Annotated in this window: 19 protein-coding genes; 7 read left to right on the top strand and 12 right to left on the bottom strand. The window is 62.6% G+C overall.

From position 1 onward, the window contains the following. Nucleotides 1-135 precede the first annotated feature (135 nt). Nucleotides 136-3,828, bottom strand: a complete 3,693-nt coding sequence (locus CVS30_RS01305) for an alpha-L-fucosidase (protein WP_181419648.1) — start codon at nucleotides 3,826-3,828, stop codon at nucleotides 136-138. A 490-nt stretch (nucleotides 3,829-4,318) separates the two neighbouring features. After that, nucleotides 4,319-4,726: a PLD nuclease N-terminal domain-containing protein gene (locus tag CVS30_RS01315; protein WP_110483510.1), complete on the bottom strand. Its 408-nt coding sequence runs from the start codon at nucleotides 4,724-4,726 to the stop codon at nucleotides 4,319-4,321. Nucleotides 4,727-4,809: 83 nt separating this feature from the next. Between CVS30_RS01315 and CVS30_RS01320 the strand changes: the two genes are divergently transcribed. Further along, entirely contained in the window at nucleotides 4,810-5,154 is a 345-nt protein-coding gene (locus tag CVS30_RS01320; RefSeq protein ID WP_110483511.1) for a DUF4229 domain-containing protein, read from the top strand. A 3-nt stretch (nucleotides 5,155-5,157) separates the two neighbouring features. Here CVS30_RS01320 and CVS30_RS01325 read toward each other — a convergent pair whose 3' ends face one another. From CVS30_RS01325 to CVS30_RS01345, 5 genes are all read right to left on the bottom strand, one after another. After that, nucleotides 5,158-6,036, bottom strand: a complete 879-nt coding sequence (locus tag CVS30_RS01325; RefSeq protein WP_110483512.1) for a 1,4-dihydroxy-2-naphthoate polyprenyltransferase — start codon at nucleotides 6,034-6,036, stop codon at nucleotides 5,158-5,160. 85 nt (nucleotides 6,037-6,121) lie between these two features. Next, the gene (locus tag CVS30_RS01330) at nucleotides 6,122-7,264 is read right to left on the bottom strand and encodes an AMP-binding protein (RefSeq protein WP_110483513.1); all 1,143 of its coding nucleotides are present in this window, start codon (nucleotides 7,262-7,264) and stop codon (nucleotides 6,122-6,124) included. A gap of 26 nt (nucleotides 7,265-7,290) precedes the next feature. Further along, on the bottom strand, nucleotides 7,291-8,244 hold the full coding sequence (locus tag CVS30_RS01335; protein ID WP_110483514.1) for a 1,4-dihydroxy-2-naphthoyl-CoA synthase: 954 nt from the start codon (nucleotides 8,242-8,244) through the stop codon (nucleotides 7,291-7,293). A 46-nt stretch (nucleotides 8,245-8,290) separates the two neighbouring features. After that, entirely contained in the window at nucleotides 8,291-8,725 is a 435-nt protein-coding gene (locus CVS30_RS01340; RefSeq protein WP_110483515.1) for a VOC family protein, read from the bottom strand. A 153-nt stretch (nucleotides 8,726-8,878) separates the two neighbouring features. After that, a complete protein-coding gene (locus CVS30_RS01345) occupies nucleotides 8,879-9,313 on the bottom strand; it encodes a DoxX family protein (RefSeq protein ID WP_110483516.1) in 435 nt (144 codons plus the stop codon). 172 nt (nucleotides 9,314-9,485) lie between these two features. Between CVS30_RS01345 and CVS30_RS01350 the strand changes: the two genes are divergently transcribed. The 4 genes from CVS30_RS01350 (at nucleotide 9,486) to CVS30_RS01365 (ending at nucleotide 14,232) form a co-directional block, all read left to right on the top strand. Continuing rightward, the gene (locus CVS30_RS01350) at nucleotides 9,486-10,094 is read left to right on the top strand and encodes a GNAT family N-acetyltransferase (RefSeq protein WP_110483517.1); all 609 of its coding nucleotides are present in this window, start codon (nucleotides 9,486-9,488) and stop codon (nucleotides 10,092-10,094) included. 2 nt (nucleotides 10,095-10,096) lie between these two features. After that, the gene (locus tag CVS30_RS01355) at nucleotides 10,097-10,795 is read left to right on the top strand and encodes a tyrosine-protein phosphatase (RefSeq protein ID WP_110483518.1); all 699 of its coding nucleotides are present in this window, start codon (nucleotides 10,097-10,099) and stop codon (nucleotides 10,793-10,795) included. Nucleotides 10,796-10,827: 32 nt separating this feature from the next. After that, nucleotides 10,828-11,523: a peptidylprolyl isomerase gene (locus tag CVS30_RS01360; protein ID WP_110483519.1), complete on the top strand. Its 696-nt coding sequence runs from the start codon at nucleotides 10,828-10,830 to the stop codon at nucleotides 11,521-11,523. Nucleotides 11,524-11,868: 345 nt separating this feature from the next. After that, nucleotides 11,869-14,232, top strand: a complete 2,364-nt coding sequence (locus CVS30_RS01365; RefSeq protein WP_110483520.1) for a glycosyl hydrolase family 95 catalytic domain-containing protein — start codon at nucleotides 11,869-11,871, stop codon at nucleotides 14,230-14,232. A gap of 21 nt (nucleotides 14,233-14,253) precedes the next feature. Here the strand turns inward: CVS30_RS01365 and yicI are convergent, their stop codons facing one another. Continuing rightward, nucleotides 14,254-16,446 carry an alpha-xylosidase gene (gene yicI, locus CVS30_RS01370; protein ID WP_110483521.1) on the bottom strand — a complete coding sequence of 731 codons (2,193 nt, stop codon included), beginning with the start codon at nucleotides 16,444-16,446 and terminating at the stop codon, nucleotides 14,254-14,256. After that, nucleotides 16,443-18,452: a beta-galactosidase gene (locus CVS30_RS01375; protein WP_110483522.1), complete on the bottom strand. Its 2,010-nt coding sequence runs from the start codon at nucleotides 18,450-18,452 to the stop codon at nucleotides 16,443-16,445. Before CVS30_RS01375 ends, yicI begins: the two co-directional genes overlap by 4 nt. Nucleotides 18,453-18,615: 163 nt before the next feature. On the opposite strand from CVS30_RS01375, the gene CVS30_RS01380 reads away from it, so the two are divergent. After that, a complete protein-coding gene (locus CVS30_RS01380; protein WP_110483523.1) occupies nucleotides 18,616-19,644 on the top strand; it encodes a LacI family DNA-binding transcriptional regulator in 1,029 nt (342 codons plus the stop codon). On the opposite strand, the gene CVS30_RS01385 is transcribed toward CVS30_RS01380, so the two are convergent. The 3 genes from CVS30_RS01385 to CVS30_RS01395 are packed head-to-tail and all read right to left on the bottom strand — an operon-like array spanning nucleotide 19,641 to nucleotide 23,262. Next, the gene (locus tag CVS30_RS01385) at nucleotides 19,641-20,585 is read right to left on the bottom strand and encodes a carbohydrate ABC transporter permease (protein ID WP_110483524.1); all 945 of its coding nucleotides are present in this window, start codon (nucleotides 20,583-20,585) and stop codon (nucleotides 19,641-19,643) included. The genes CVS30_RS01380 and CVS30_RS01385 overlap by 4 nt on opposite strands. Beyond that, a complete protein-coding gene (locus CVS30_RS01390; protein ID WP_110483525.1) occupies nucleotides 20,582-21,574 on the bottom strand; it encodes an ABC transporter permease in 993 nt (330 codons plus the stop codon). The genes CVS30_RS01385 and CVS30_RS01390 overlap by 4 nt, the downstream gene beginning before the upstream one ends. A 14-nt stretch (nucleotides 21,575-21,588) precedes the next feature. Then, nucleotides 21,589-23,262 carry an extracellular solute-binding protein gene (locus CVS30_RS01395; RefSeq protein WP_110483526.1) on the bottom strand — a complete coding sequence of 558 codons (1,674 nt, stop codon included), beginning with the start codon at nucleotides 23,260-23,262 and terminating at the stop codon, nucleotides 21,589-21,591. A gap of 226 nt (nucleotides 23,263-23,488) precedes the next feature. Here CVS30_RS01395 and CVS30_RS01400 point away from each other — a divergent pair, with 226 nt between their 5' ends. Beyond that, entirely contained in the window at nucleotides 23,489-26,329 is a 2,841-nt protein-coding gene (locus CVS30_RS01400) for a glycoside hydrolase family 3 C-terminal domain-containing protein (RefSeq protein WP_181419649.1), read from the top strand. The last annotated feature ends 148 nt before the right edge of the window (nucleotides 26,330-26,477 follow it).

Below are 26,477 nucleotides of genomic sequence, written 5' to 3' on the forward strand. Positions count from 1 at the left end.
AGCCAACCTGGACTCTTGGACCGTCAAGATCGAAGAGAAGAAGTAGCGGCTTCACAGCAAGCACGTGGATTAAACGGCTGCGTCCGGAACACCAGCAGGTGTTCCGGACGCAGCCGTCATGCTGTTGGTGCGGTGTTACTTTTCGCAGGAGGGGCCGTATCCCTGGCCCTTACCGTTTCCGAGACCTTGTCCCTGGCCGTTGCTCCCTGCGCCGGCTGCGTTTTCATTCTTGTGCTGGCAGCCGGGATTGGTTCTCGGGATGATTTCCGCGGCCTTCACCTGCAGATCTGCCGCAGCCGTCAGCTCGCCCTGGATGGCTACCAGGGTGTAGCTGCCAGCTTCCGTTGCTTTCGGAATGGTGACCGTGAGGCTGGCTGTACCCTGAGAGTCGGCTATGACCGTGCCAAGGATGACGCTGCCGGGGCGCAACTCAACCGACACTTCCTGGCCCGGGGCGAAACCGGTCAGCGAGAGTTTGGCGGTTTCGCCTGCGGTGGCCGTTGCCTCCTCGAGTGCGATGGCCGGAGCCGGTACTGCGGGAACATCAACAACCCAACCTTGCGCGGCGCGGGTGGCAAAGGTGTTCGCCAGCGACTTGCCGCCGATCAGCGGGGCTGCGCCGATGCCGTAGCTCGTCACCGTGATCGGGTTCTCGGCCGTGCCGTAGCCCCAGAACGGGGTGGTTGACGCCTCGCAGTCGTTGCCGGCCTTGAAGTGGATCGTGGCACCGGTGGCGATTTCCAACTGGCGGAACTGCTCCATGGAATTCAGCGGACGCTCCTGCGTGCCGATGCCGGCCACCGGGGCCTTGCAATCCACATAGAGGTCCATGAGCGGAGCGGCGGCAGTTGTCAGAGTCTCGAATAGGGACAGGTTGGACAGGTGCGCCGGTGCGCGGGTTTCCTTGACGGTCACGCGGAATTCCTGTGCCGTCACGGGCGCCGCGAACTTCAGGATGCGCATGACGCCGATCGTGCCGCCGCCGGTTCCTCCGCCGTTGGCAGCGTCGTTGTTGACGGCCGTCCACGTGCCGTTGATCTTGGCCTCAACGGTGAACTTCTCCACCGTTTGACCGTGTTCGAGCGCGTGCTCGCTCAGGGAAATGTTGCTGACCGACTTGGGCGAGCCCAGATCGATGCCGACCACGGAATCAGCGTTCAGCGCCTGGCTTGCACCTGTGCGGGCGTTTCCGTCCGTCAAGAACGTGGTGCTTTCGCCATTGACCGTCACGGGCAGGCCAAGGGCTAAATCGTTGCTGAACGCATTGTCCCGGGCGGCCTTGAAGCCCTCCAATGCGGTCACGGAGGCCGGGGCGAATTTGCCCGTGGTGGTGGGCGGAACATTGAGCAGCAGCACGGAGTTCCGGCCAACGGACTGGTAGTACTTGTTCATCATTTCGGCGGGCTGCTTGGGTGCATCGTTGGGATGTGCAAACCAACCCTGGGTGAGGCGCATGTCGGCCTCGCCAGGCCACCAATGCAGGCTGTTGGCCTGGCCGTTCTTGACTGCACCGATCATGGATGACCGTGAACCGAGGTTGTCTGAACCCTCTGACGCGATGGGGGTGATCTTTCCGCCGTCGGTGGGACGTTTGACGGGCAGCACGGCCCACTCGTTGGCGCGCGCCACGCCCTGCTCGTTGCCGATCCACCGCACGTCGTTGCCCCCAACAGCCACCACGGACTGGGGCTGCAGTTTGGCGATCATGTCGTAGAACGCCGGGTAGTCGTAGAACTCCTGCTTACCCGTGTTGCCCTGGGCGCCGTCGAACCAGACTTCATTAACCTGGCCGTACTGGGTCAGGATCTCGTACAAGGTGTTCAGGAAGAACGCGCCGTAGTCGGTGGCCTGGTACGTGAACGTCGGGATGTCCTTGCCGGCGCGATCATCGCCCTCAACGAGCGTGGGGATGGTGCGCTCGCTCTTGGCGCTGCCATTGCCGAACACGCCGTCGACCTCTTGGTTGGAGTCCGCCGGGGACATGTACAAGCCCACCTTCATGCCGTACTTGTGGGCTGCGTCGGTGAATTCCTTCACGACATCGCCCTTGCCATCCCGCCACGGGGAGGATGCCACGGTGTAGTCGGTGTAGCGGGACGGGTAGGACATGAAACCGTCGTGGTGCTTGACCGTCAGGACTGCGTAGCGGAATCCGTTGTCTCGCAGGGTCTTGACCCAGCTGTCGGCGTCGAAGTCCGTGGGGTTGAAGCGGGCGGGGTCCTCGGTGCCGTGGCCCCATTCCTGATTGTAAAAGGTGTTGATGCCAAAGTGCAGGAACGCTGTTTGACGGGACTCCTGCCACTCGAGCTGCTCCAGCGTGGGGCGGACCATGGCGGACTTGGCTAGGATGTTGGCCTCACAGTCGCCCGTGCTGACAGAAATGTAGTTGGCTGGATCAACCAGAAGTGGCTCGCACACCTCAGGTTCCCCTAGGGCCAGCTCCTGGTACTTGATGGCGGAAGGTTCATACCCGGCTGTCAGAGCGGCAAAGCGGGTCCTGTCCAGAGATCCCTTGAACGCACGGTTGTTTGCAGCTTCCTTCACCTCGGCGCCGAACGTTGCCGTTGTACTGGACGCAGCGTTCCTGATGGCTTGGGCGCCGGTGACGGGAGCCAGCAGCTTGCCGTCCATACCAGCAACGAGCTCGGCAGTGCCGTCACTCTTGGGCACGTAGGCCATGGAGAAGATGTGCGGCTTGTTCACTTCTGGCACGGGAACCGACTCGGAGAAGGTTTTCCAGGAGCCGCTCGCATTGGAGCTGAAACCGTATTCAAAGGAAGTTCCGGCGTTGTTGTACCGGGCAAAGAGGTTTCCACCAACGGCAATGACAGGAGCTTGGGGCACCTGGGATCCGGAGGGTGTGAAGACCGCCTCGGCAACAAAGCCCTGGTCCAGTTTGGTGGTTCCCAGCGGGAAATTGGTGGCGGTGAAGTCGAGACCCTCGCCGGTGGCCGTCAAGGTGGCTTTGCTGCCCGCTATGGTCTCGGTCCCGGCCCGGCGGTTCAGTACACCCAGCAGTACCTCGCTGCCGGTCTGCGTGTAGCTGTTGCCGGCCAGCGTGCCATCGAAGGAGACATCCAGCAGTTCGGTGGATGCAGGCTTGGGCTGGAATTCAAAGTCCGACGGCTCGAAGACCGACGCGGCCTTTGCCAGGCGGACATCGTGGAGCAGGCCGGTAAACCCGCGGTTTGCGCCGCCGAGGTTGACCTCATAGCCGAAGCCAAAAATCGACCCCAGATTAGCGGCGTTCTTGGCCGGTGCCGTGCTTGTCACGGTGGGGAGCTGCACGCCGTCGAGCATCACAGACAGCGTGGCGCCACCCGGCGCGGGCAGGTAGTGGAAGGAAATGGCATGTTCCTTGTTCAGGGCCGGGTACTCCACGGTGGCCTTGTTGGATGACCAGGTGGATCCGGACAGGGAATCAAAGCCGTACCGCAGCTCGCCGTTCTGGGCGCGGATGTAGAAGTTGCCACCGGCAGAAAAGATGGTGGACATATCTGCCGAGCCTGCCGGGGTGAACTTCACTTCGCCCAGGAAGCCATGGTCTGCCATGTCCGTGCCGGTGGTCATGTCGGTGGGTGCGTAGCGGATGCCTTGGCCACCGCCGGTCAGGCGCACTCCGCTGAGTGGCACCTGCTCCTCATTGCCGGTGACCCGGTTGAGCACCCCGTGCATGATTTCCTCGCCCGTGGTGGTGTAGGCCGTGTTACCGACGAGGGAACCGTTGAAGCCAACATTGAGGGAGTCGCCCGTGGCGGCCTGTGCGCCCAGGGCTGGGACCAGCAAGGTGGCGACGAGTCCCAGGGTGGCAATCCCGGATAATGCCACAGACCGCTTTGACTTGCGGAGGGGACCTGGTGCCGGCCTCCATGTGGGCGTGGTGTTGATGCTTTTCAAGACCACGAATTCAACTTCCTTGTTGGTGGTTCAACCCAGTCGGAACATCGCTCCGCCACGTGCAGGATGACGGGAATGCGGTCAAAAGCACCACATTAAACATCTGATGTATGGCGGTAAAGATATCAGGATGCGTGGGCCAGTGGAAGGGAAATGGCCTAAGTTACAGATATCATTCTTGATCAGGCCCCAGCCGCCTGAGGTCAAGGGACATATTCGTCGGACTAATTGTGGCTTTGTTTCGCAGCTACACGTCGAAGCGGCCGGTTGCGAGTCGGAGAAAATCGGCCACGCCGATACCCTCGACATCCATGGGTACGCTGGCGCCCATAAAGAAGCCTTGTGCGTTGCCAGGCACTGGAAGTCGGTCCGCCAAGCTGCTGAAGCCCCCTAATGAACGGCGGTCAGTCTCTGGAGCGGACTACTTTTTGGTGTCGTCGTTCGGGTGCTCTTCGCGCAGCTTGGCCTCGCGGGCATCGAGCTCTTCCTTGAGCTTACGGAGACGTTCCGCTTCAAGTTTTTGGGCCCGATTCAAGGCGAGGTTGCGCAGGAACTCGGGGTCGTCGTCGGGAGCTGTAGGACGGCCGTAAGTCGAGGGAACGTGACGTGAGGGGGACGAGCCGCCGCGAGAAACCGACGCAGTCTCGGTGTATTGCGGCCGGCCGAAGAGGAACCACAAGATCACGCCCACAACGTTCAGCAGCACGATGATCAACACCCAGGCGGCCTTCGGGAACGTCCTGACATCGCGCTGTTCGCTGCGGATGCAGTCGATCAGGCCGTAGACAAAGAGGACGACGACTACGGTGACTGGAATGATATAACGCATACCTCAGTCTACCGTTGTAAAACAAAAGCAGAGTGGCCCACGGCACTGGGGTAGCACCCAGCTTCACCGGCTAAACTTGGCCCGTGGCTTTCTTCAAATACTCCCTGTTCCGAGGCGTGCTGTTCCTGGCGTTCTTCCTCGTCGTCTTCTACGCCTTCGACTTTTCACCGCTCACGGCGGCCGTCATCGCGGCCTTGTGCGCCTTCGTGATCAGCTTTATTTTCCTGCGCAAGCAGCGTGACGGGGCCACCGCAGTGGTTGCCGATCGCTTCGCCCCGAACGCCACCACCACGCAGTCAGCCTCGGCTCTTGAGGACGCCGACGCCGAGGATGCGCTCATCGACGCCAACCCCGACATCTGGATTGACGCCGACCGTAAGTCCGGCACGCCGCGCATTGGCGCTCAGGACACCGAGAAGAACGAATAAGCCTTACAGTGCGGTCAGCACCATGGCCACGGCGAAGAGCACGCTGAATCCGAGGTTGAGCAATCCGGTCTGCTTCAGGACCGGAATCAGGTTCTTGCGCTGCTTGCCCGAGAGCATGATCCAGCTGGGTGTCAGCATGAACGGGATGAGCAGCAGCACAAGCAAAATCCACGGCTTCGCGGGCGCAATGAACAGCATGAGCGCCACCGACAACGCCAGCATCACCACGTAGCTCAGGCGCGCATTTTTATCCCCCAGCCGCACCGCGAGCGTCCGCTTGCCCACCTCGGTATCGGTGGGGATGTCACGGACATTGTTGGCCATGAGAAGTGCGACGGCGATCAGCCCGGTTGAGATGGATCCCAGGACTGCCGCCGTGCTCACCTCACCAGCCTGGGTGAAGGTGGTGCCGAGTGTCGCCACGGGTCCAAAGAACACGAACACAAAGATATCGCCCAGGCCCATGTAGCCATAAGGGTTCTTGCCCCCGGTGTAACCCCAGGCCGCAAGCACGGCTCCGGCACCCACGAGCAGGAACCACCACACCTGCGAGGCGAGCACCAGGCCCAGGCCGGCCAGCATGGCCAGGCCAAACATGGTGAACGCCATCATCTTCACGTGCGACGGCTTGGCCACGCCACTGCCCACGAGTCGCAACGGGCCAACGCGCACCTCATCGGTGCCACGGATGCCATCGGAGTAATCGTTGGCGTAGTTCACGCCGATCTGTAGCAACAAGGCAACCAGGGCGGCCAAAACGGCACGACCCCAGTGCAGGGCGCCCAGATCATAGGCCGCCGCGGTACCAATAATGACCGGTGCAACTGCCATGGGCAGGGTTCTTAGGCGAGCCCCGGAAATCCATTGCCCCACAGTAGCCACAGCGTCACTCCTTATTATGCAAATGAAAAACAAGATCCGGGCCCACGGAAGAGCCCATTTAAGTTAATTGTGCCGTGTTGCCGGACTAGACTGCGTGAGCGGCGCCGGCCAAGGCGGTCAAAATTGCCGCCCTGTCGGGCTTTCCGTTGGGCAGCAGCGGCAGCTCTGAGGCGAAGACCACAGTCTTGGGCACCAAATGTGGCTCCAAAACGGTCCCGGCACCGGCCAAAAGCTCCGGCAGGGAGCACGAGGCGACGACCATCGCGGCAACCTGCTGGCCCCACTCCGCGGAGGGAAGCGGCACAACAAACGCCTCGCGAACGCCCTGCACCTTGTGCAGACCATCGATCACGGCGGCGGGTGAAACCTTCAGCCCACCGGTGATGATGACATCGTCCGCCCGGCCCAGCACGCGCAACCGTCCCTCACTATCCAACTCACCCAAGTCGCCGGTGGCATAGAAACGTACCGTTTCGCCGTCGTGCTCTTCCTCGAAGAAGGAGGCCGCACTCAGCTCGGCGTTGCCCAGATAACCACTGGCCACCACCTCGCCGCCGAGCACTACCATGCCATCGCGGATGGTGAGCTGCACGCCGTCGAGGGGGACGCCGTCGTACACGCAGCCGCCACAGGTCTCGCTCATGCCGTAGGTGGTCACGATCTGCAGCCCGGCACCGCGCGCGGCCTCAAGCAGGGTGGGGTTGATGGGGCCGCCGCCGAGCAGGATCGCGTTGAAGCGACGCAACACGGAGAGCGTTTCGGCCGTGGGGTTCGTCAGGAGGCGGCTGAGCTGCGTCGGCACGAGCGAGGTGAAACGCATCTTGTCGGTGAGTTCCAGCGCGGCCTCGGTGAACGCCTCGGGGGTGAATCCGGCGCTCAGATCCATGCTCCACGGGCGGGTTCCGGCGAACAGGCTGCGTACCAAAACCTGCAGGCCCGCCACGTAGTTCAGCGGCAACGCCAGCAACCATTGCCCCTCGCCACGCAGCGCCATGGCCGTGCCCACCGACGACGCCGCCAACGCCTCAACACTGAGCATGGTGCGCTTGGGTGTGCCGGTGCTTCCGGAGGTCAGGACGACGGCGGCAATCTCGGTTTCGCTTCCCTCGGGCAGTCCCAGCTCGTCGTGCGGGATGAGTTCGAAGCTGCCGTCGGGCGCGATCTGGACCGCGGGGCCCTCGCCGTGGAGCGCGTCGGAGAGTGCCTTGAGGAGGGGTTCAATAGTCATGGGTACCTATATATAGAAGTGCCGGATTAGAAGTAGTACGGGAAGGAAGACCAGTCGGGATCGCGTTTTTCCAGGAACGCTTCCTTGCCTTCCACGGCCTCGTCCGTCATGTAGGCCAAGCGGGTGGCTTCGCCGGCGAAGACCTGCTGGCCGGCCAATCCGTCGTCGGCCAGGTTGAAGGCAAACTTGAGCATGCGGATGGCCTGCGGGGACTGGCGAGCAATGTCTGCCGCGTATTCCAAGGCGACCTCTTCGAGGCGGGCGTGGTCCACAGCCTCGTTGACGGCACCCATGCGGACCATGTCATCGGCCGAGTATTCGCGGGCTAGGAAGAAGATCTCGCGGGCGTTCTTCTGCCCGATCTGGCGGGCCAGCAGGGCCGAACCATAGCCGGCGTCGAAGCTACCCACGGTGGCGTCGGTCTGCTTGAACTTGCCGTGTTCACGGGAGGCGATGGTCAGGTCCGAGACGACATGGAGGGAGTGTCCGCCACCGGCTGCCCAGCCATTGACGACGGCGATGACCACCTTGGGCATGGTGCGCATGAGGCGCTGGACCTCAAGAATGTGCAGGCGTCCGGCGCGCGCGGGATCGATGGTTTCCTTCGTCTCGCCCTCTGCGTAGCGGTAGCCGTCGCGGCCGCGGATGCGCTGATCGCCGCCGGAGCAGAAGGAATGGCCGCCGTCCTTGGGGGAGGGGCCGTTGCCGGTCAGCAGAACCGTTGCCACATCCGGGGTCATGCGGGCGTGGTCCATAGCGCGGTAGAGCTCATCGACGGTGCCGGGGCGGAATGCGTTGCGCACCTCGGGACGGTCAAAGGCGATGCGCACCGTGGGAAGATCCCGGACGATCTCACCCTTCGCGTCGCGTTCCACCTGGCGGTGATACGTCATATCGCTGAAGTCGAAGCCTTCCACCACACGCCAGCGGGTGGGGTCGAAGATGTCGGATACCTGGTCTGGAAGATTCGTTGCGCTCACGCTAACGATCTTAGCTGGCGGGCGTGCTGGCTGCGTGCCGTACGTCTCAGCTGATGCAGAATTCGTTGCCCTCGGGATCTGCCATGGTGAACCACGCATGCGGGCCCTGGCTGGCCTCCCATAGGAACGTGGCGCCGCGTGCCTCGAGCTTTTCGCGCACGGCGTCTTTGTCGTCGCCACCAAGACGCACATCCCAGTGGACGCGGTTCTTACCCACCTTCTCCTGCGTGCCGCGCTGGAACAAGATCCGAGGCTGGCCCTGCGTGGCATCCGGTCCGGCCGTGATAGCTTGGCCGTCTTTCCACACCAGGACACCGTTGTGGATGAGTGTTTGCTCCTCCGTGGCGAAACCCTGGGCGACCATGGAACGGATCAAGGGTTCATCCGATGGCTCGAGCTGCCAGCCCATGGTTTCCGCCCACCAATCGGCAAGCACGTGGGGATCGCGGCAATCGAGAACTATTTGCAATGAATAGGCCATGGGAAAAGTCTGCCGCGCCCGGCGCGGCGCGTCCAGTGCTGTAGGTGTGACTCCCCGTCGACTAGGCAGATAACGCCCTTTAGATCGTTCTAAGGGGCGTTATCTGGCGAGTCAACGGGCGGAAGCGGATAGTGCGCCTCCTGCGATGCATTTTTATGCGAGAACGCGCATCTTGGAGCTGCTGCGGCCAAAGAAGGCGTGGTCCAGGGAGAACTTGCCGGGGCCAGTCAGTGCCAGAGCGAGGGCTGCGGCACCCAAGATGAGTACGAGCTCGTAGCCGCCGGTTTCGACGAAGACGCCTGCCGAGGCGTGGACCAGGATGATCGCGCCGAGCATATCCAGAACCAGCAGCGCGGCTACGGGACGGGTGGCCAGGCCCAGGATCAGGGCAATGCCGCCGACAAGTTCCAAGGTGGCGATCACGGGAGCGGCGATATCGGCGGCCGGGATACCCATCTGGGCAAAGGCGCCCTGAGTTCCGGCGATGGTCCATTCATTGAACTTCTGCCAGCCGTGGGAGGCGATCAGGAAGCCAAGGACGACTCGGAGGATGGTGCGGGCTGCGGTGTTCAGGGCAATGTTATTCATGGGAATCTCAACGTTTCGTGGGGGTCATGGAAAGGCCTTCAGGGAAAAGCGCCGAGCGTCAATAAATTGAAGCTTCAATCAAAGTATGGCAATTATTGATTGATGCGTCAACTAAAGATCTGGTTGTGGACGGGACTTCAATTGCCGCGGCCCTCTCGGATAGTGTTTTTTCATGACCTCCCTTGAACCGGTGACCCTCCGTGGAAAATACGTAACGCTTGAGCCCCTGAGCTTGGATCATCACGACGGTCTCGTCGCGGCGGCCAAGGACGGCGAGCTGTGGAATCTTTGGTACACCACCGTGCCCCGCCCGGAGGCAATGCACGATGCGATTGAGACCCGCTTGGCGGCTCAAGAGGCCGGGACGGAGCTGTCCTTCACGGCTCGGAAAAACGATCCCGAGACGGGCGAAGCCGGGGAGATCATTGGCCTGACGAGCTACTACGCTATTGACCTCGCCGTGCCGCGCCTGGCCATCGGCGCCACTTGGAACGCGGCCAGCGCACACGGCACAGGAACCAATCCCGACAGCAAGAAACTGCTGCTGGAATACGCCTTTGAAACCCTGGGCTGCGAAGTGGTTGAGTTCCACACGCACTGGATGAACGAACAATCACGCGCCGCCATTGCCCGACTCGGCGCCAAGCAGGATGGCGTACTGCGCGCTCATCGTCGCCTGGCCGACGGCTCGCTGCGCGACACCGTGGTGTTCTCCATCCTGGCCTCGGAATGGTCGCAGGTCCGCAGTGGTCTCGACTACCGGCTAGGAAAACAGCGCTGATCATGTCCGAGGCGCAGGGCCCGAATCCGCACTGGGAAGGTGCCGTCAACGCCCGATTGCTGGCCGGAGATATTTATCGGATGGGACGCAGCGAGTGGCTCACCGAGCACGGTTGGGAACAGCTCTATGACGACGGCGTCCGCACAGTCATCGACTTGCGGAACCCTGCCGAGCGCCAGCGCAGGCCAAGCGACCCGGTGGTGAGCGAGAACGCTTTGGCGAGGTTCGTCGTCGTGCATTCACCGACGGAAGACCCGAGCCACCCGCGCTATGAGAAATTGTTCCACCCGTATATGAACCACCCGCGGCTCTATGCGGACATGGTGGAGCTATTTCCCGAGCGGATTGCCGGTGTTTTCAAGGAGTTGGCGGCGGCGCGGGGCAAGGTCGTGCTGCATTGTTCTGCCGGGCGAGACCGGACCGGGCTGATCGCGACGTTGCTGCTCTCGCTTGTGGGACAGACGGATCGGGCGGCGGATGAGGATGCCCTGGCCGCGCAGGGGATCAACGAGTGGCATTTGGTGGCGCCCGTGAAGCATCCTTATGAGCGGCATCTGGGCTCGGCAGAGTTGGCGGAGCTGGTGCGCGGCCGCGGCGAGGCGGTGGCGGCGTTTGCCGGAGGGCTCGATGTGCGGGCGTTCCTGCTGGCCCATGGCGTCAGTGCCGCAGAGATCGCCGCCGTCATTGCCCGGAGTGGCTAAGCTGCGTGTGCTGATCTCTTAGACTGGTGCGCATGTCTAATCTCGAAACCGCCAAGAAGGCCTACGGTAACTCCAAGAAGATGACCATTTTGGTGATTGCCTTGATCGTGGCCATGATCGCTGTTGTTGGGGGCGGTATGGCTTTGGCGTTGAAGGGCGGCGAAAGTAGCGATGTTGGCGCGGTCGAAACCGTAGTGGCAGGGACGTCCGCGCCGGATCCCGCCACGGCGCAGGACCGCGAATGGACCGGAACCCTGGCGCTCAATGATGGCGAACTGGGTGTGACGCTCTTTGGTGACAAGGCCCCGAAGGCGGTGGCGTCGTTCCTGCACCTATCGGAGAGTGGCTACTTTGACGGCACCACATGCCACCGCCTCACGACCGGTGGCTTCGATATCTTGCAGTGTGGCGATCCGACCGCCACCGGATCCGGCGGTCCTGGCTACACCTTTGGCCCAGTAGAAAACGCACCGGCCGACGATCTGTACAAGCGTGGCGTGCTCGCCATGGCCCGCACGAGCGATCCCAATAGCAATGGCAGCCAGTTCTTCATCGTGTACGGCGACACCACGATTCCCGGGGGCACTGCCGGCGGATACACCGTCTTTGGCGAGATCACGAGCGGCCTCGAGGCCGTCGAGAAGATTGCCGCCCAGGGCACGGTCAGCGGACAGCAAGACGGTGCGCCTGCCGCGCCCGCTGTTCTGGGGGTTGCAAGCTTCAAATAAGTCCCTGGAGCTGGCCTAAATGTCAGACTCGGGCGCTAGTTTCCTTGTAACAAGATAAGGAGGCTCGAGATGGAACCCCTGCCGATCTGCGCCCCGATCGGGCGAGAGCTACTCGAGGGAAGAGCAGCAAGTCCTGCGGAGCAGGTACGCGGCAGGCGATCCGCTTCCGGACATTGCCGAGGCGGTGGGGCGCTCGGTTTTAGGCGCTGGCTGGAAGCTCTTCTCGTTGCACGTTCCAACGATTTCGGGAGCATGTCACAAACGTTTTTTGCCGTGATTTTCTGGAAGCATGGTTGGGGCGCGGAAGCGCTTCCGCGCCCCGTGTACTTATGACAGAAAGTCGCTATGTCTGAACAGCTTTCGGCCGCCGCCCACACGCTTCGCTTTGATGAGCCCGCGCAGGAGTTCACGCAGGCCCTGCCCCTGGGCAATGGCCGGCTCGGGGCCATGTGTTACGGCGGAATCGGCGGCGGGCGCATCCAGCTCAACGACGCCACGGCCTGGTCTGGATCGCCGCAGAGCGAAGCCGCCAACGGGCCGGGCGACGTCGACGGTCCGGCCGCGATTGCCCGCGCCCGGAAGGCCCTCGACGCGGGGGAGTACGCTGCCGCCGAGGCCGAGCTGGCCACCGTGACGACGGGGCACACACAAAGTTACCTACCCTTCGCCGAGCTGCTCCTCGGCTTGAACCTTGGCGAGGACCATGAGGACGCGCAGGACTACCGTCGCAGCCTCGATCTGCGTCAGGCCACGCACCGCCACAGCTACTCCGTGACCGGGCGGAAAATCTCCGAGCGCAGCTATGTCTCGGCAGCCCATCAGGTGCTGGTCGTGGAGCTCGAGGTAACGGGGGAGCCGCTGCCGCACGTGACGGCAGAGCTCACGAGCCAGCTGCGCGTGGAGGAGCGCGAGAATCTGGGCGCCGACACCCTGCACCTTGCGCTGCGCATGCCCACCGACGTGGCCCCGCATCATGCCCATCCGCCCACAGGGGTGCAGTACGATCAGCCCGGCCGGGACTCGCTCCGCGGTGCCGTCGTGATGCGGTGGGAGCATGACGGCCAGGAACTGTCCGACGGCGGGAAGCTGGCTGCCGCTAACGTCTCACGGATGCGCCTCCTCATCTCGAGCGGCACTACCTTTACCGGTCCCGGACAGCCACTGAGCAATGACCCACAGGCGGCATCCGGGCAAGCCACGGCGTGGGTTGAAGCTGCCTCACTGCTCAGCCCTGAGGAGCTCTTCGACGCCCACGTGGCCGCCCACTGCGCGCTCTACGAGCGGGCTGAGCTGGATCTCGGCGAACCCGCCGGGGGCCCGGCACAACCCCTGCCGCTGCGCCTGCGTGAGCATCCCCTAGATCCCGCGCTCGCGGCTCTCCTCTTTAACTACGGCAGATATTTGCTCATCAGCAGCTCCCGCCCCGGCACGTTGCCCGGCAATCTCCAGGGGATCTGGAACGAAGACATCCAGCCGCCGTGGAGCTCCAACTTCACGATCAACATCAACACCCAGATGAACTATTGGGCCGCCGAGGGCGCCAACCTCGCCGAATGTCACGAGCCGCTCTTTGAGTTCCTCGAGGCGCTCGCCGCATCCGGCCGCCACACGGCACGCACGGTGTACGGCCTCGGCGGCTGGGTCGCCCACCACAACTCCGATGCCTGGGCCTTCAGCTCTCCCGTCTCCGGGGATGTCTCCTGGTCATTTTGGCCCATGGGCGGCGCCTGGCTCGCAACCCACCTGTGGGAGCACGTGCGGCACGGGGGCGGCAGCGACTTTGCCGCGCAACGAGCCTGGCCCATCGTCAAAGGCGCCAGCGAATTCGCCCTCGGCTGGCTGCTGCTCGCGCCCGACGGAACCCTGGGCACTTATCCTTCCACGTCCCCGGAAAACCACTTCCGCACGGCGGAGGGAGTCGTCGCATCAGCCTCATTTAGTTCGACGGCGGACATCGCCATCATCTCTCGGCTCTTCCGGGCGGCACTCGACTTAGCCCCGGACGGGGACCCCTTGCGTGGCAAACTCCAGGACGCGCTGCTGTGCCTGCCCAAGATTCCCGTGGCGCCCGACGGCACGGTGCAGGAATGGGCCACGTACTTTGAGCAGCCCGAGCCGGACCACCGCCACGTGTCGCACCTTTATTTTGCCTACCCCGGCGAGACCGCGCTGAGCGGCGAACTTGGTACGGCCGTGTCTAAAACGTTGGACGCTCGTGGGGATGATTCCACGGGTTGGTCGTTGGCCTGGAAGCTGGCGCTCCGGGCCCGGCTCAAGGATGTTGCCGCCGTGGAACGCCTCCTCGCGCTGGTCTTCCGCGCGGCCGACGAGAACCACGGACCGCACGCCGGTGGCCTGTACAACAACATGTTTGCCGCCCACCCGCCGTTCCAGATCGATGGGAACTTCGGCTTCGTGGCGGGTGTCCTGGAATGCCTCGTGCAGAGCCACGCGGGCGAGATCGAGCTCCTGCCGGCCGTGCCACGGCTCTGGCCGGCCGGAACTGCCCGCGGTCTCATCGCCCGGCCCGGCATCGAACTAGACCTGAGCTGGGGCTCAAAGTCTGGCGCCCCGGAATTACTCTCGGCCCGCCTGCGGGCGCGCGCGGCGCACACCGCCGGAGAGGTGCGCGTCCGCTGGAACGGGGGATCCGCCGTCGTACTGGTCAGTGAAAGCGCGTGGACCGAGCTGAGGTTGGAGACCAGCTGATCTCCAACCTCGGGCGAGGACCTAACGCGCGACGGCGGACACCTTGGCGCCGCCCTCGCTCACCTCGGTGACGGTCACGTCAAAGACGGCGCATTCGCCGTCCTGCGTCGGAATGCTCACGACCGAGCGCTGACCCTCGGACGGGGCGAACGCCGTGAACTCGACGTCCGTGGCCCAGTCGTACTCGGGGCGATCGAGCACGGTACCCAGAGGTAGGACGGCGCCCTCACGCACGTAGGTGGCGGACTCGAAGACCGAGAAGGTCTTGTTCTGCCAGCCCGGACCGGTGAGCTGCTCGCCCGTTTCCAGATGCGTCCACGTCCCCGCGGGCAGGTAAAACTGTACGGCGCCGCTGGGATCCATGACGGGTGCCACCAGCAAGTCCGAACCCAACATGTACTGTCGGTCCAGGCCCGCACATCCCGGATCCTGCGGGAACTCGAGGAACATGGGGCGCATCATGGGAGTACCGGCCGAGTAGGCCTCCTCGGCGCTGGCCAGAAGGTACGGCATGAGCCGCATCTTGAGCTCGGTGAAATGCTTCAGTACGGCGCTGGCTTCATCGTCCACAAGCCACGGCACCCGGTAGGAGTTGGAGCCGTGGAGGCGCGAATGCGAGGACAGCAGCCCAAAAGCGATCCAGCGCTTGAAGACATCCGCATCGGGGGTGCCCTCGAAGCCGCCAATGTCGTGGCTCCAGAAGCCGAAACCGGAGGAGGCCAGCGAGAGGCCGCCGCGAAGCGATTCGCTCATGGCGGCAAACGTTGACTCGCAGTCGCCGCCCCAGTGCACGGGCATCTTCTGTCCGCCGGCCGTGGCGGAACGGGCGAACAAGATCGCCTCGCCCTGACCCAACTCCTTGTTGAGCAGCTCGAACACCACCTCGTTGTATAGCTGCGAGTAGTAGTTGTGCATGCGCTGCGGGCTGGATCCATCGTGCCAGCGGACCGTGGTGGGGATGCGCTCGCCAAAGTCGGTCTTGAAGGAATCCACGCCCTGGCCCAGCAGGGTGCGCAGCTTGTCCTGGTACCAGAGGACGGCGTCGGGATTGGTGAAGTCCACCAGACCCATGCCGGCCTGCCACATATCCCACTGCCACACCGAGCCGTCCTCGTTCTTCACGAGGTACCCCAGCTCCATGCCTTCCTTGAAGAGGTAGGAGCGCTGGGCGATGTACGGGTTGATCCACACGCAGACCTTCAGCCCGCGGTCATGTAGGCGGGAGAGCATGCCCTCGGGGTCCGGGAAGGTGGCCGGGTCCCAGATGAAGTCAGACCAGTGGAAGGCGCGCATCCAGTGGCAGTCGAAGTGGAAGACAGACAACGGCAGGCCGCGCTGTTCCATGCCGTCGATGAAGGACATGACGGTTTCTTCGTTGTAGTTGGTCGTGAATGAGGTGGACAGCCAGAGACCGTAGGACCAGGCCGGAATGCGGGAGGGGCGCCCCGTCAGCTCCGTGTAACGCGCGAGGATGTCCTTGGGGGTGTCGCCGTGAATGACAAAGTACTGCAGCTTCTGGCCTTCAACGCTGAACTGGGTCCGGGAAACCACCTCGGAACCCACCTCGAAGGAGACAGCCTCGGGATGGTTGACGAACACGCCGTAGCCGCTGTTGGTGATGTAAAACGGCACGTTCTTGTAGGCGAGATCGCTGGAGGTGCCGCCGTCTTCGTTCCAGATATCCACCGACTGGCCGTTCTTGACGAAGGCGCCGAAGCGCTCACCCAAGCCGTAGACATTGGTGCCAATGCCCAGCGTCAGCTGTTCGTGCATGAAGTGCTTGCCGTTGGCGTCGCTGATGGCGCCGATGCTGCGCGGTACGGAGCTTGTCAGCACGTGTCCGCCAGCCATGAAGTCCACGCCCCAGGCGCCGTCGGTCTTGATGCGGGCGCTCAAATCACCCGAGGCAAAGGTGGCCAAACCATCGGTGATCGTGATGTTGACGTTGGGGTCCGTGTCATTGATGTCAAAATGCGGACCAAGGTCTAGGGCGCCCTGAAAGTGTTCGATCGTCACGGAGATGACGTCCGGCAGCGGTGAGGCGAAGGTGACCGTGAGCTGCGGGCAGTTCAGCGCATCGCCGCGAGAGGTGATGCCCTGCGTCGGGGCGTACACCGAAAGTTTGTTGCCATCGGCCACAACGTCGGAGACATCGCGGGGGTTCAGTGCCGTGATTCCGGGGCGGTGCATCCAGTAACCGTCGGTGAATTTCATGAATATACTCGATTCGTCTTTTGAGAAACAACAGTGGCCCCGTACGGGGGAAGTGTGATGGTGGTGTCCGCCAGCTCCACGGAGGTGCTGGTGGAACCATGGTTGAGCAGGAAGAGCCGACCGCCGCGCTCAACCGCCTCGACGTCGTCGGGCAGTCGCGCTGGCACGGGGAGCTCAATCCCCGCAGCCTGAACGGCGGAGAGGACCAGCGACTCCAGGGCGGCCGCGGGAAGATCTGCGCCGATGTAGCGGGCCTCACCGAGTCCCCAGACGTTACTTGTCACGGCAGGCTTGCCGGATAAGCGACCGGAGGCAAAGTAGGCCAGCGTCGTGGTGTTTGCGCCATGGACCTCGAGATCCTCCGACCACAGCGTGGCCTGAGGATCTCCGCCGTCGTGCGATGCCGAGGGGCTGGTAAAGATGATGGGAACCGGGGCGGCCAGCGGAAGCCATTCCTCGCCGGAGACACCCAACACCTCGGAAAGCACCCGAGGGAATCTTGCGGTGGCGAGTTTCGCCTCCCGATCGGCAACGGCGCTAAACGGCCCCACGAGAAGCTGCCCGCCGTCGGCGACAAAGTGCGTCAACGCGGTGGCCTGCTCTTGCTCAACGATGAAGAGATGGGGCAGCAACACCAGATCAAAACGGGCCAGATCAGAGTTGGGATGAACCACTTCCACGCTCAAACCATGACGCAGCAGCGGCCGGTAGTAGGCCAGGAGCTGATCCATGACCTTGAGCCGCTGGGAGGGACGGGCCTCGGATTCGCCGGCCCACCAACTGGACCAATCAAAAAGAATCGCGATCCTGGCCTGGCTTGAGGTACCCGCAATGGCGCCAAGCTGGGCCATTTCGCTTCCCAAGGCCGCCGCTTCGCGGAACACGCGGGTCTCAGCGCCAGCCAAGGGGACAACAGCCGAGTGGAAGCGCTCGGCGCCAAACGCCGATTGCCGGAACTGGAAGAAGCACACACCATCGGCGCCACGCGCCACGGCCGACAGCGCGTCGACACGTAAGGCACCCGGTTCCTTGGCAACGTTGTGGGGACGCCAGTTCACGGCAGAGGTGGCGGACTCCATGAGGAGCCATGGCGCTCCCTGGGACATGCCCCGGCACAGATCGTGGGTCAGTGCGCCCATCTGCCACGAGTCTGGATCGCCGGGATCGGTATACCAATCGTTGGCCACAAAGTCCGTTTCCGAGGCCAGATCAAAGTAGTCCATGCCATGGAAGAAGCCCATCATATTGGTGGTGACGGGATGCTCGGTGTCGTAGCGCCGGATGATGTCCCGTTCGGCACGGAAGAGCGAGACCAGCTGATCCGAGGTGAAGCGCTTGAAATCAAGTTCCTGCCCGGGGTTCCTGATATAGGGCGCTGTGCGTGGCGGCAGGATTTCTTCCCAGGTGGAGTACTGCTGCGACCAAAACGTGGTGCCCCATGCCCGGTTGACGCCCGCAAGGGAAACATGACGATCCATGAGCCAACGGCGGAAGGCGCACGCGGTTTCATCGTCATAGCTGATCTGACCCAGCTCGTTGCCCACATGCCACAGTGTCACGGCAGGGTGTTTGGCATACCGTTCGGCCAGCTTTTCGGTGATCCGTGCGGCGGCCTCGCGGTACTTTGCCGAGGACGGGTTGAACTGATTGCGGGAGCCGTACCAAAGGGTGTTGCCGTCCGCGTCGACGGGCAGGGTCTGGGGGTATTTCTTACCCAGCCACGGTGGCGGCGACGCTGTGGGGGTGGCAAGGCTGACCCGAATGCCACCGGCGTGGAGCAGGTCAAGGATCTCATCCAGCCAAGCAAAGTTCCAGCGGCCTTCCTCTGGCTCCAGTTGGGCCCAACTAAAAACACCGACGGTGACGAGATTGATGCCGGCCCGTTGCATGAGGGCGATATCGTCCGGCCAGCTTTCGCGCGGCCACTGCTCGGGGTTGTAGTCAGCCCCAAAGATCAGTCCGTCGCTCGGCATGGACGGAGCCAGTCCGAGGTGGTGCTTGTTCATGAAGTTCCTTTCAGAACGAAGGTAAGATGATCGAAATTGTTCGATTTAATTTCGATGATGTTTGCGAAGATCATCTGATAAAGCCGCTAGATGTATGCTCAGATATATTCGAAGCGGTTCGCTTCCACGGAGTGCCTGCTTAGGCAGAAACAAGGAGTGTTGCATGGCCACGATGAACGATGTCGCCAAGGCGGCCGGAGTATCCACCAGCACCGTTTCTTATGTCCTCAGTGGCAAACGAACCATCTCCCCGGAGACCAAGAGCCAGGTGCTAGCCGCCATCGACAAGCTGGGCTATAGCCCCCATGCCGGTGCCCGTGCGCTGGCCTCGAATCGGTCCAATGTCTTGGGGCTCGTGGTGCCTCTGCGCGAGGACGTCAACGTCAGTGTGGTCATGCAATTTGTGGCCGCTGTGGTCACCACGGCCCGCAACTTTCAACAGGATGTCTTGTTGCTGACCCAGGACGACCTTGGCGGCATCGAACGAGTCACCTCTCAATCCGTCGTGGATGGATTGGTCATGATGGACATCGTGGCCCGCGACCCGCGAATCCCCTTGTTGGCCAAGATGAACAAGCCGGCCGTTTTGATTGGTGTCCCCGATGACGCCCACGGACTGAGCTGCATTGACTTTGATTTCGCTGCCGCATCGCGCATTTCTGTCCGCCATCTCGTTGACCTGGGCCATCGCCGGATAGCCTTGATCGGTTCCCCTCAGGCTTCCCTCGAGCGTCATGCAACGTACGCCGACAGGGTTCGGAGTGGATTCGAAGAGGCGTCCCGGACCGCTGGCGTGGAATTCTCCAGCCGTGCCTGTGAAGCTAACCCCACGGCGTTGGCCGAGGCCTTGCGTGAACTCGTCACGGGACCGCAGGGCGCCACCGGCCTGGTGGTTCATAATGAAGCACTCATGCCACTCATGCGAGACACCCTCGCCGAGATGCAGTTGCGCATTCCCGAGGACGTCTCCGTTGTGGCCATCGCCCCGACGGATGTGGCGGTCTCCAGCACGGTTCCGTGGACGGCCGTGAGTATCCCCGCGCATGACATTGGCCGAACCGCCGTCGAAATGGTCATGGAACGGATGCATGAGCAGCGCGCGGCCGAGGTGCGGCTCGTGGTGCCCGCTCTGGTGCAGCGGTCCACCACAGTGGCGGCGCCGGGAAGCTCCAAGAGCGGGCCGGTCCACTAGCCCTTCACCGCGCCGATCATGACACCTTTGGTGAAGTGCTTTTGAACGAACGGGTAGACAAACAAGATCGGCACCATCGCGACAACGATGACGGCCATCTGCAGCGCCAAGGACGCCGCGACGCCCTGTCCCACGGCGATCTGCCCGGGCACCGAGACGCCCTGCAAAACGTAGGAACGCAGGACCACCTGAAGTGGGTTCTTGGAGCTGTCGTTGATGTACAAAATGGCGTTGAAGAACGCATTCCAATAGCCAACGCCGTAGAACAAGGCGATGACAGCGGTGACGGCCTTGGACATGGGCATGACAATCTGGCCCAGAATGCGCCACTCGCTGGCACCGTCGATCCGGGCGCTGTCCAGGATGCCCTGGTCAATGCCCATGAAGAAGCCACGCAAGATGATGATGTTGAAAACGGAGATGCAGCTCGGCAGGATAAGTGCCGCGTAGCTGTCGATCATGCCCAAACCTGACACGAGCAGGTAGGAGGGGATCATGCCAGCCGCGAAGAACATGGTGATCAGCAGGACGAAGAGCAACGGCGTGTGGGCCAAGGTGCCGGGCCGGGATAGGCCATAGGCGCATAGAACCGAGACCACCATGCTCAAGATCGTTCCGACGACGGTGATGCCCACGCTGACCATGATGGCTCGGGTGACAACACCTCCCGTGAAGATCTGGCGGTAAGCATCCCAGGTAATTTCACCCGGGATGATGACCAATCCGCCGGCGTTGGTGATGGTGGACTGCGAAGAAATGCTCGTCAGGATGATCGTGTACAGCGGTAGCAGCACGGCGAGCACAACGATGATCAGGGTTGCCGACTTCGCCGCTTTCACGGCTTTTGATGGTTCTTCTTCCCATGCGGCTCGGCTCGGGCCTTCGCTTCCGGGCCAGCGGAGTCCGCTAACTTTTTTTGATGATTTTTCGATGGTGGTCATGATTTGGAGTACACCCCTGCTTCGCCGAATAGGTGGGCAACTTTATTGGCCCCGAGGATGAGCGTCAGCGACACCACACCCTTGATAAGTCCGGCGGCTGCAGCATAGCTCCAGTCACCGTTTTGGACACCGGTGAAGTACACGAAGGTGTCGAGTACCTCGGAGGCGCCGGCACCCACAGCGTCACGTTGCAAGATCAGCTGCTCGAAGCCAACTGACAAGGAATCGCCGAGCCGCAGAATCAACAGCAAGATGATGACGGGTCGCAGGCCGGGCAGCGTGACATGCCACATGCGGCTCCAACGGTTGGCGCCATCCACGGCAGCGGCCTCGTACTGCGAGGGATCGATGGCGTTGAGCGCTGCGAGGAAGACAATCATGCCCCAGCCGGCATCCTTCCAGATGGACTGGGAGGTGATCAGGAACAAGAAGGTGTCAGGGTTGGTCATGATGTCCAGGCCCTGCCAGCCGTTAGCCAGTAGCTGCTGGTTCAGGAGTCCGGCACCACCGAGAATCTGCTGGAATACGGCAACTACCAGCACCCAGGAGAAGAAATGCGGCAGGTAGACCACGGCCTGAATGGTGGCGCGGAGGGCCGGGCTGACCAAGGAATTGAGCAAGATGGCCAGGGCAATGGGGATAGGGAAGAAGAAGATCAGCTGGAAGGCTGTTATGACCAGGGTGTTCCTGACAGCCACCCAGAAGTTACCGTCACTGAGGACCCTCGCGAAGTTGTCGAGCCCCACCCAGGGGCTGTTGGCTATGCCAACAAAGGGCGAGTAATCCTGGAACGCGACCACGTTGCCCATGATGGGAACGTAGGCGAACAGTGCCAGCAAAAGGATCGCCGGCAGGGTCATCAGGATCATGGACTTGTCGCGACGAAGGCGAGCTTTCAGGCCCAAGCCGATGCGCACCTCGGGCTTTTCTTTGCCGCGGCGCGCTGTTTCAGCGGGGCGGGAAGTTTCTTTAGTCAGTGTGGAAGTCATGGGTGGCTGCCGGATCACGCGCTCAAGAAGCCGGTGTAGAACTCACGGAGCTCATCGCCACCGTTCTTCTTCCATGTGGCAATTTCGGTGTCCAGGTCGCTGATCTTCTTGCGGCCGCGGGCAATGTCCTTGGCGAGATCATCGAAGGGCTTGCCGAGTGAGCCGAACTTGTTGGGCTCCTCGATCTGCAAGCCAAAGAACTGCTCCTCGACGACGAATGGGGCCTGACGGGCTTCCCATTCGCTGGCGGTCTTGACGTAACCCGGGTACTGCACCTTGGAGTTGACCACGGGCGGGCTGACCAGGAAGGAGTAGGTGCTGGTGACCTCCGCCAAGCCCTTGTCGGTGGACTGGGGAATGTTCTGGCTGTCCTTCGTGAAGTGAACACCCTCGACGCCGTAGTTGATGAGCTGGTTTTCCTCGGTGCCGAACGGTGCGGCGAAGAAGTTGGCGAGGCTGAGCATTTCCTCGATCTTGGCCGAGTCACTGTTCTTCTTAATGAAGCTGAAGATGCTCGCAGGTGAGCCGCGGAACAAGGTGGGGTCGCCGCCGTCGGGCGCAAAGAAGTCCATGGGGGCCATGTCGTACTTGGGGTTCGTGGGGAGAACGCGGCCCAAGGATTCGTGCCAGCTGCCGAGGCCATCGCTGGCCATGAGGGAGGCGCCGGATTCAAAGCGCGACTTGGACTGCTGCTGGTTCCCGGCTACTGCGTCGGGGTGGACGGCACCAGAGGCGAAGAGCTTTGCGATCCACTCAAGCGCTGCGCGGTATTCATCGGTCTCAATCTTGTTGACGAGGGCGCCATCAACGAGCTTCCACTTCGGGGCCACACCAAACATGATCTGCGCGCCCGACCAAACATCCTCGGAACCCCAGCGCTTCTTGGCCGGGTCGGTGAGCTCTTTGGCGATGGAGATGTACTCGTCAGCGGTCTTGGGTGCCTCGAGGCCGAGCTCGGTGAAGACGTCCTTGCGGTAGAAGAATGCGTCCGTGATGAGGGTGCTGGGGTACGGCAGGCCGTAGAGTCCGCCCGCAAAAGCGCCGTACTTCCAGGCAGCCGTGGGGAGGTTGGCGAGATTGGGGTACTTCTTGATCTTGTCGCCGGCCAAGTGGGGGGAGAGGTCCTCAAAGACGCTCGTGACGGCCTGGCTGAAACGAGGAGGCAGGTTCCAGGAAGGGATAACAACCCAGTCCGGCACATCCTTGGGAGAAGCGAGGACCGTCTGGATCTTGTCACCGTAGCTATTGCCGTCGTTGACCTGGAAGTCGACGGTAGCACCGATGGCCTTGTTGACGGCCTGGTAATAGCTGTTGTCAGCCAGTGCCGGCGGAACTGTCCACCAGGCCGGGGTCATGGCCTTGTATTTGCCGCCCTTACCGGGAACCTCGGTGACAGACTTGACGAGCTTGTCCGGAATCGTCACGTAGCCAGGTGTTGAACCATTGACGCTGGCAATGTCCGGGGTGACCAGATCCATGGGAATGAAGCTGGGAACGACCTTGGCAACAGATTCGGCCAGACCGGAGGAGGAGGTTACCTGAGCGGTTCCGGCACCCTTGCCGCACGAGGTTAAAAGACCTGCAGTGCTCAGGGCAACGGCGGAAATTCCTGCCAATCCCAAAAATGACCTGCGGTTGAATTTCGTGGCGCCGAGCCCTGCTGCGGCGCTTGAGTCGTGTTTCTTCATGAAAGTGTCACTCCTTTGTGATGGTGGGTACAGATGTTCAACGTTGCGGAAACGAAGGCACGTCGAACTGTCGATGCGCTTCGATTGAGTTGAGCCTAGATCATGTGTTGCCCATCACGCAACAATAAATTGTTCGTTGTAACTCAGGCTTTATCGATGCAAGAATGGACGGAATTCCAAAAGCAAGCGTTTAAACACTTCTTGTCAAGAAATGTCGAGGACTCACATGAACACCACCCCTGCCGCGCCCTCCTTGGCGCCCGCTCGCGCCACCGCACACGAGATTGCGCGCGACTTATTGGCGCAGTTGACGGCGGGCGAGAAGCTGGCCATGTTGCATCAGCATTCGCCGAGCATCGACCGGCTCGGTATCGCAGCGTTCCAGACCGGAACCGAGGGTGCCCATGGTGTGGCTTGGCTCGGGAAGGCCACCGTTTTCCCGCAGCCCGTAGGTCTGGCTGCGACCTGGGATGAGGAGCTTTTGGAGCGCGTGGGCCAGGCCGTTGGCCGCGAGGTACGGGCGAAGAACACCGAGAATCCTTCCATCAGTCTCAATGTCTGGGCTCCCGTGGTGAATCCGCTGCGGCACCCGCTGTGGGGGCGTAATGAGGAGGGCTTCTCGGAGGATCCGGTGCTCACGGGCCGCCTCGCCTCCGCCTTCTGTCAGGGTTTGCGCGGTTCCGATCCCGAGGTGTGGCAGACCACGCCCACGCTCAAGCATTTCCTGGGCTACAACAACGAGGTCGATCGCAATGTGTCCTCGACCCAGCTCCGTGCCCGCGTGCTGCACGAGTACGAGCTCCCCGCCTACAGTGTCCCGATTGCCGATGGTGCCGTTGGCGCCGTCATGCTGTCCTACAATCTCGTCAACGGCATGCCGGCCCACGTCTCGGATCTTGTGATCGAGCATCTGCGCCAGTGGCCTGGCGGCGCTGATCTGGCGATTGTGACGGATGCCGGAGCGCCCAAGAGCTTGTTCACCGCCGAAAAGTACCTCCCCGATGCGCCCTCTGCCTATGCCGCAGCCCTCCACGCCGGCGTGGACAACTTTACCGACGACGGCGCGGATTCGGCGCCCTCCATCGCCTATCTCGAGGCGGCTCTCGAGCGTGACCTGATTTCCATGGACGACGTCGATACGAGTGTCTTGCGGTTGCTGCGCCTTCGCGCGGCAACAGGAGAGTTCGCCGACGGTGGTTTCCCTGCCGTATCCCTCTCGGCCGAGCAGGCCCGCGCCCATCGCGAGTTGGCCCGCGAAGCGGCCGCCAAGTCGGTCGTTGTGCTGGCCAATAACGCACCCTCCTCTGGTGCGGGACGTTCGACGGCGGCACCCCTGTTGCCGCTGTCGGCCACAACCAAGAAACTGGCCGTCATCGGCGCTCTCGGAAGCCATGTGCTGACCGACTGGTACAGCGGAACCCCCGAATATTCGGTCAGCCTGGCCGCGGGCCTTGGTGGGCTGTACCCCGACGTTGTGGCTGTTGGCGGCCACGATGTGGTGGCCCTGCGCGGCATCCGCACCGGCGCCTACCTGGGTACCCCGGGGGAGAAGTCCTCTCTGGCGGCAACGTCCACGAGCGTCGGGGAAGAGGAACTCTTTGAGCTCCAGGAGTGGGGCCAGGGCGAGGTGACGCTCCGTTCCAAGGCCAACGGCCTGCTGCTGACGGCCGGAAATGACGGCTACCTCTACCCCAGCGCGAGCCGCGTGGGCGGCTGGATCGTTCAGGAAACCTTCCGGCTCCACCGCGATAGTGCCGGGGCTGTGCGATTACAGCACGTGGGCACCGGAAAATGGGTCCACATCGAGGCGCACACGGGAAGCGCGCTGCTGTTGCCCGGAGATATCGAGGTGGCTGATCGTTTCACCCTGCGGATTCAGGAAAATGGTGTCGAAGCCGCGGCGCGGGCCGCAGCGGCAGCCGAGGTCGCCGTCGTCGTGGTTGGTAATGACCCGCACCTGGGTGGGCGAGAAACGCTGGACCGCACCACGTTGGAGCTCTCCGCGCGAGACCAGGAGTTGGTGCGCGTTGTCCAGGAGGCCAATCCCAACACGGTGCTGACCATCATTTCCTCCTACCCGTACGCGCTAGGTGAGCTGGCGCAGGTCCCGGCCATCCTGTGGTCCTCCCACGCGGGGCAGGAGCTGGGGCACGGGCTGGCCGCCGTCATGTCGGGCGCCGTGGAGCCGTATGGGCGGCTCCCGCAAACGTGGTTTGCCAAGGATGCGGACCTGCCGGACATCTTGGACTACGACATCATCAGCGCGGGCGCCACCTACCAGTACTCGGCCGCCGAGCCCTTGTTCCCCTTGGGGCACGGGCTCAACTATGCCGAGGTGGAGTACGACGAGTTGGACGTCCGGGATGCCGGTGAGCAGGGCCTCGAGGTCTCGTTGACCGTGCGTAATACGGGGATGCGGGATGTTGCCGAGCTCGTGCAGATCTATGCGGCCGCGCCCGATCATCGTTTTGAGTTCCCGCGTCGGCTCTTGCTGGGGCACGAGCGGGTGCGTCTTTCCTCGGGGGAGCAGCGCCGCGTCACGATTCGGGTGGCCCGCGAACGCCTCGCAACCTTCAGCGTCACGGCCCTGCGCATGCTGACCGAGCCGGGGGAATACTTCATCCTGGCGGGCCGCTCGGCTGCGGATCTCCGGCTGTCCGCGACGCTCACACTCGAGGGCCCGGCCAGCCCGCAGCGTCAGCCCCGGGACACGATTCGGGCGGAACATTTCGATGCCGCTACCGGCGTGGAATTGGTGCCGGAAACGCGCCTCGCCGGGACCGCTATTTCGCTGAGCCCCGGACATACGCGGGCCGTTGCCGAGTACCGGAACTGGGCCTGCGCTCCCTCGGGGTCAGGCACTCTTCGGGTGGTGAAGAGCGACGGCGGACGGGTCTCCTTGGAGCGCGCCGGAGCGGTGGGTAGCTGGTTGCCTTGGGCAACGGTCAGCATTCCGGCGGGCTTCGAGGGTGCGGTTGAGCTCGAGCTGCCGCAGCACGAAACCGCGGCGGACATCCGCCTTATCGTCACCGGAAAGCTCGTTGTGGCGGACTTCCGCCTGGGGTGAAAATGAGACCATCATCACGCCATGGAGGATCGCAACAGTGCTTCTCTAAGGCTGCGGGTGCGCTCTTGGGTGCCCTTTAGTGGGTGTGCCTATAGCAGATCCGCGGTGGATCCTTTACGCAGAGCGGTGCATAACTATCGGAGAAGAG

This window comes from Arthrobacter psychrolactophilus (assembly GCF_003219795.1).
GTDB lineage: Bacteria > Actinomycetota > Actinomycetes > Actinomycetales > Micrococcaceae > Specibacter > Specibacter psychrolactophilus.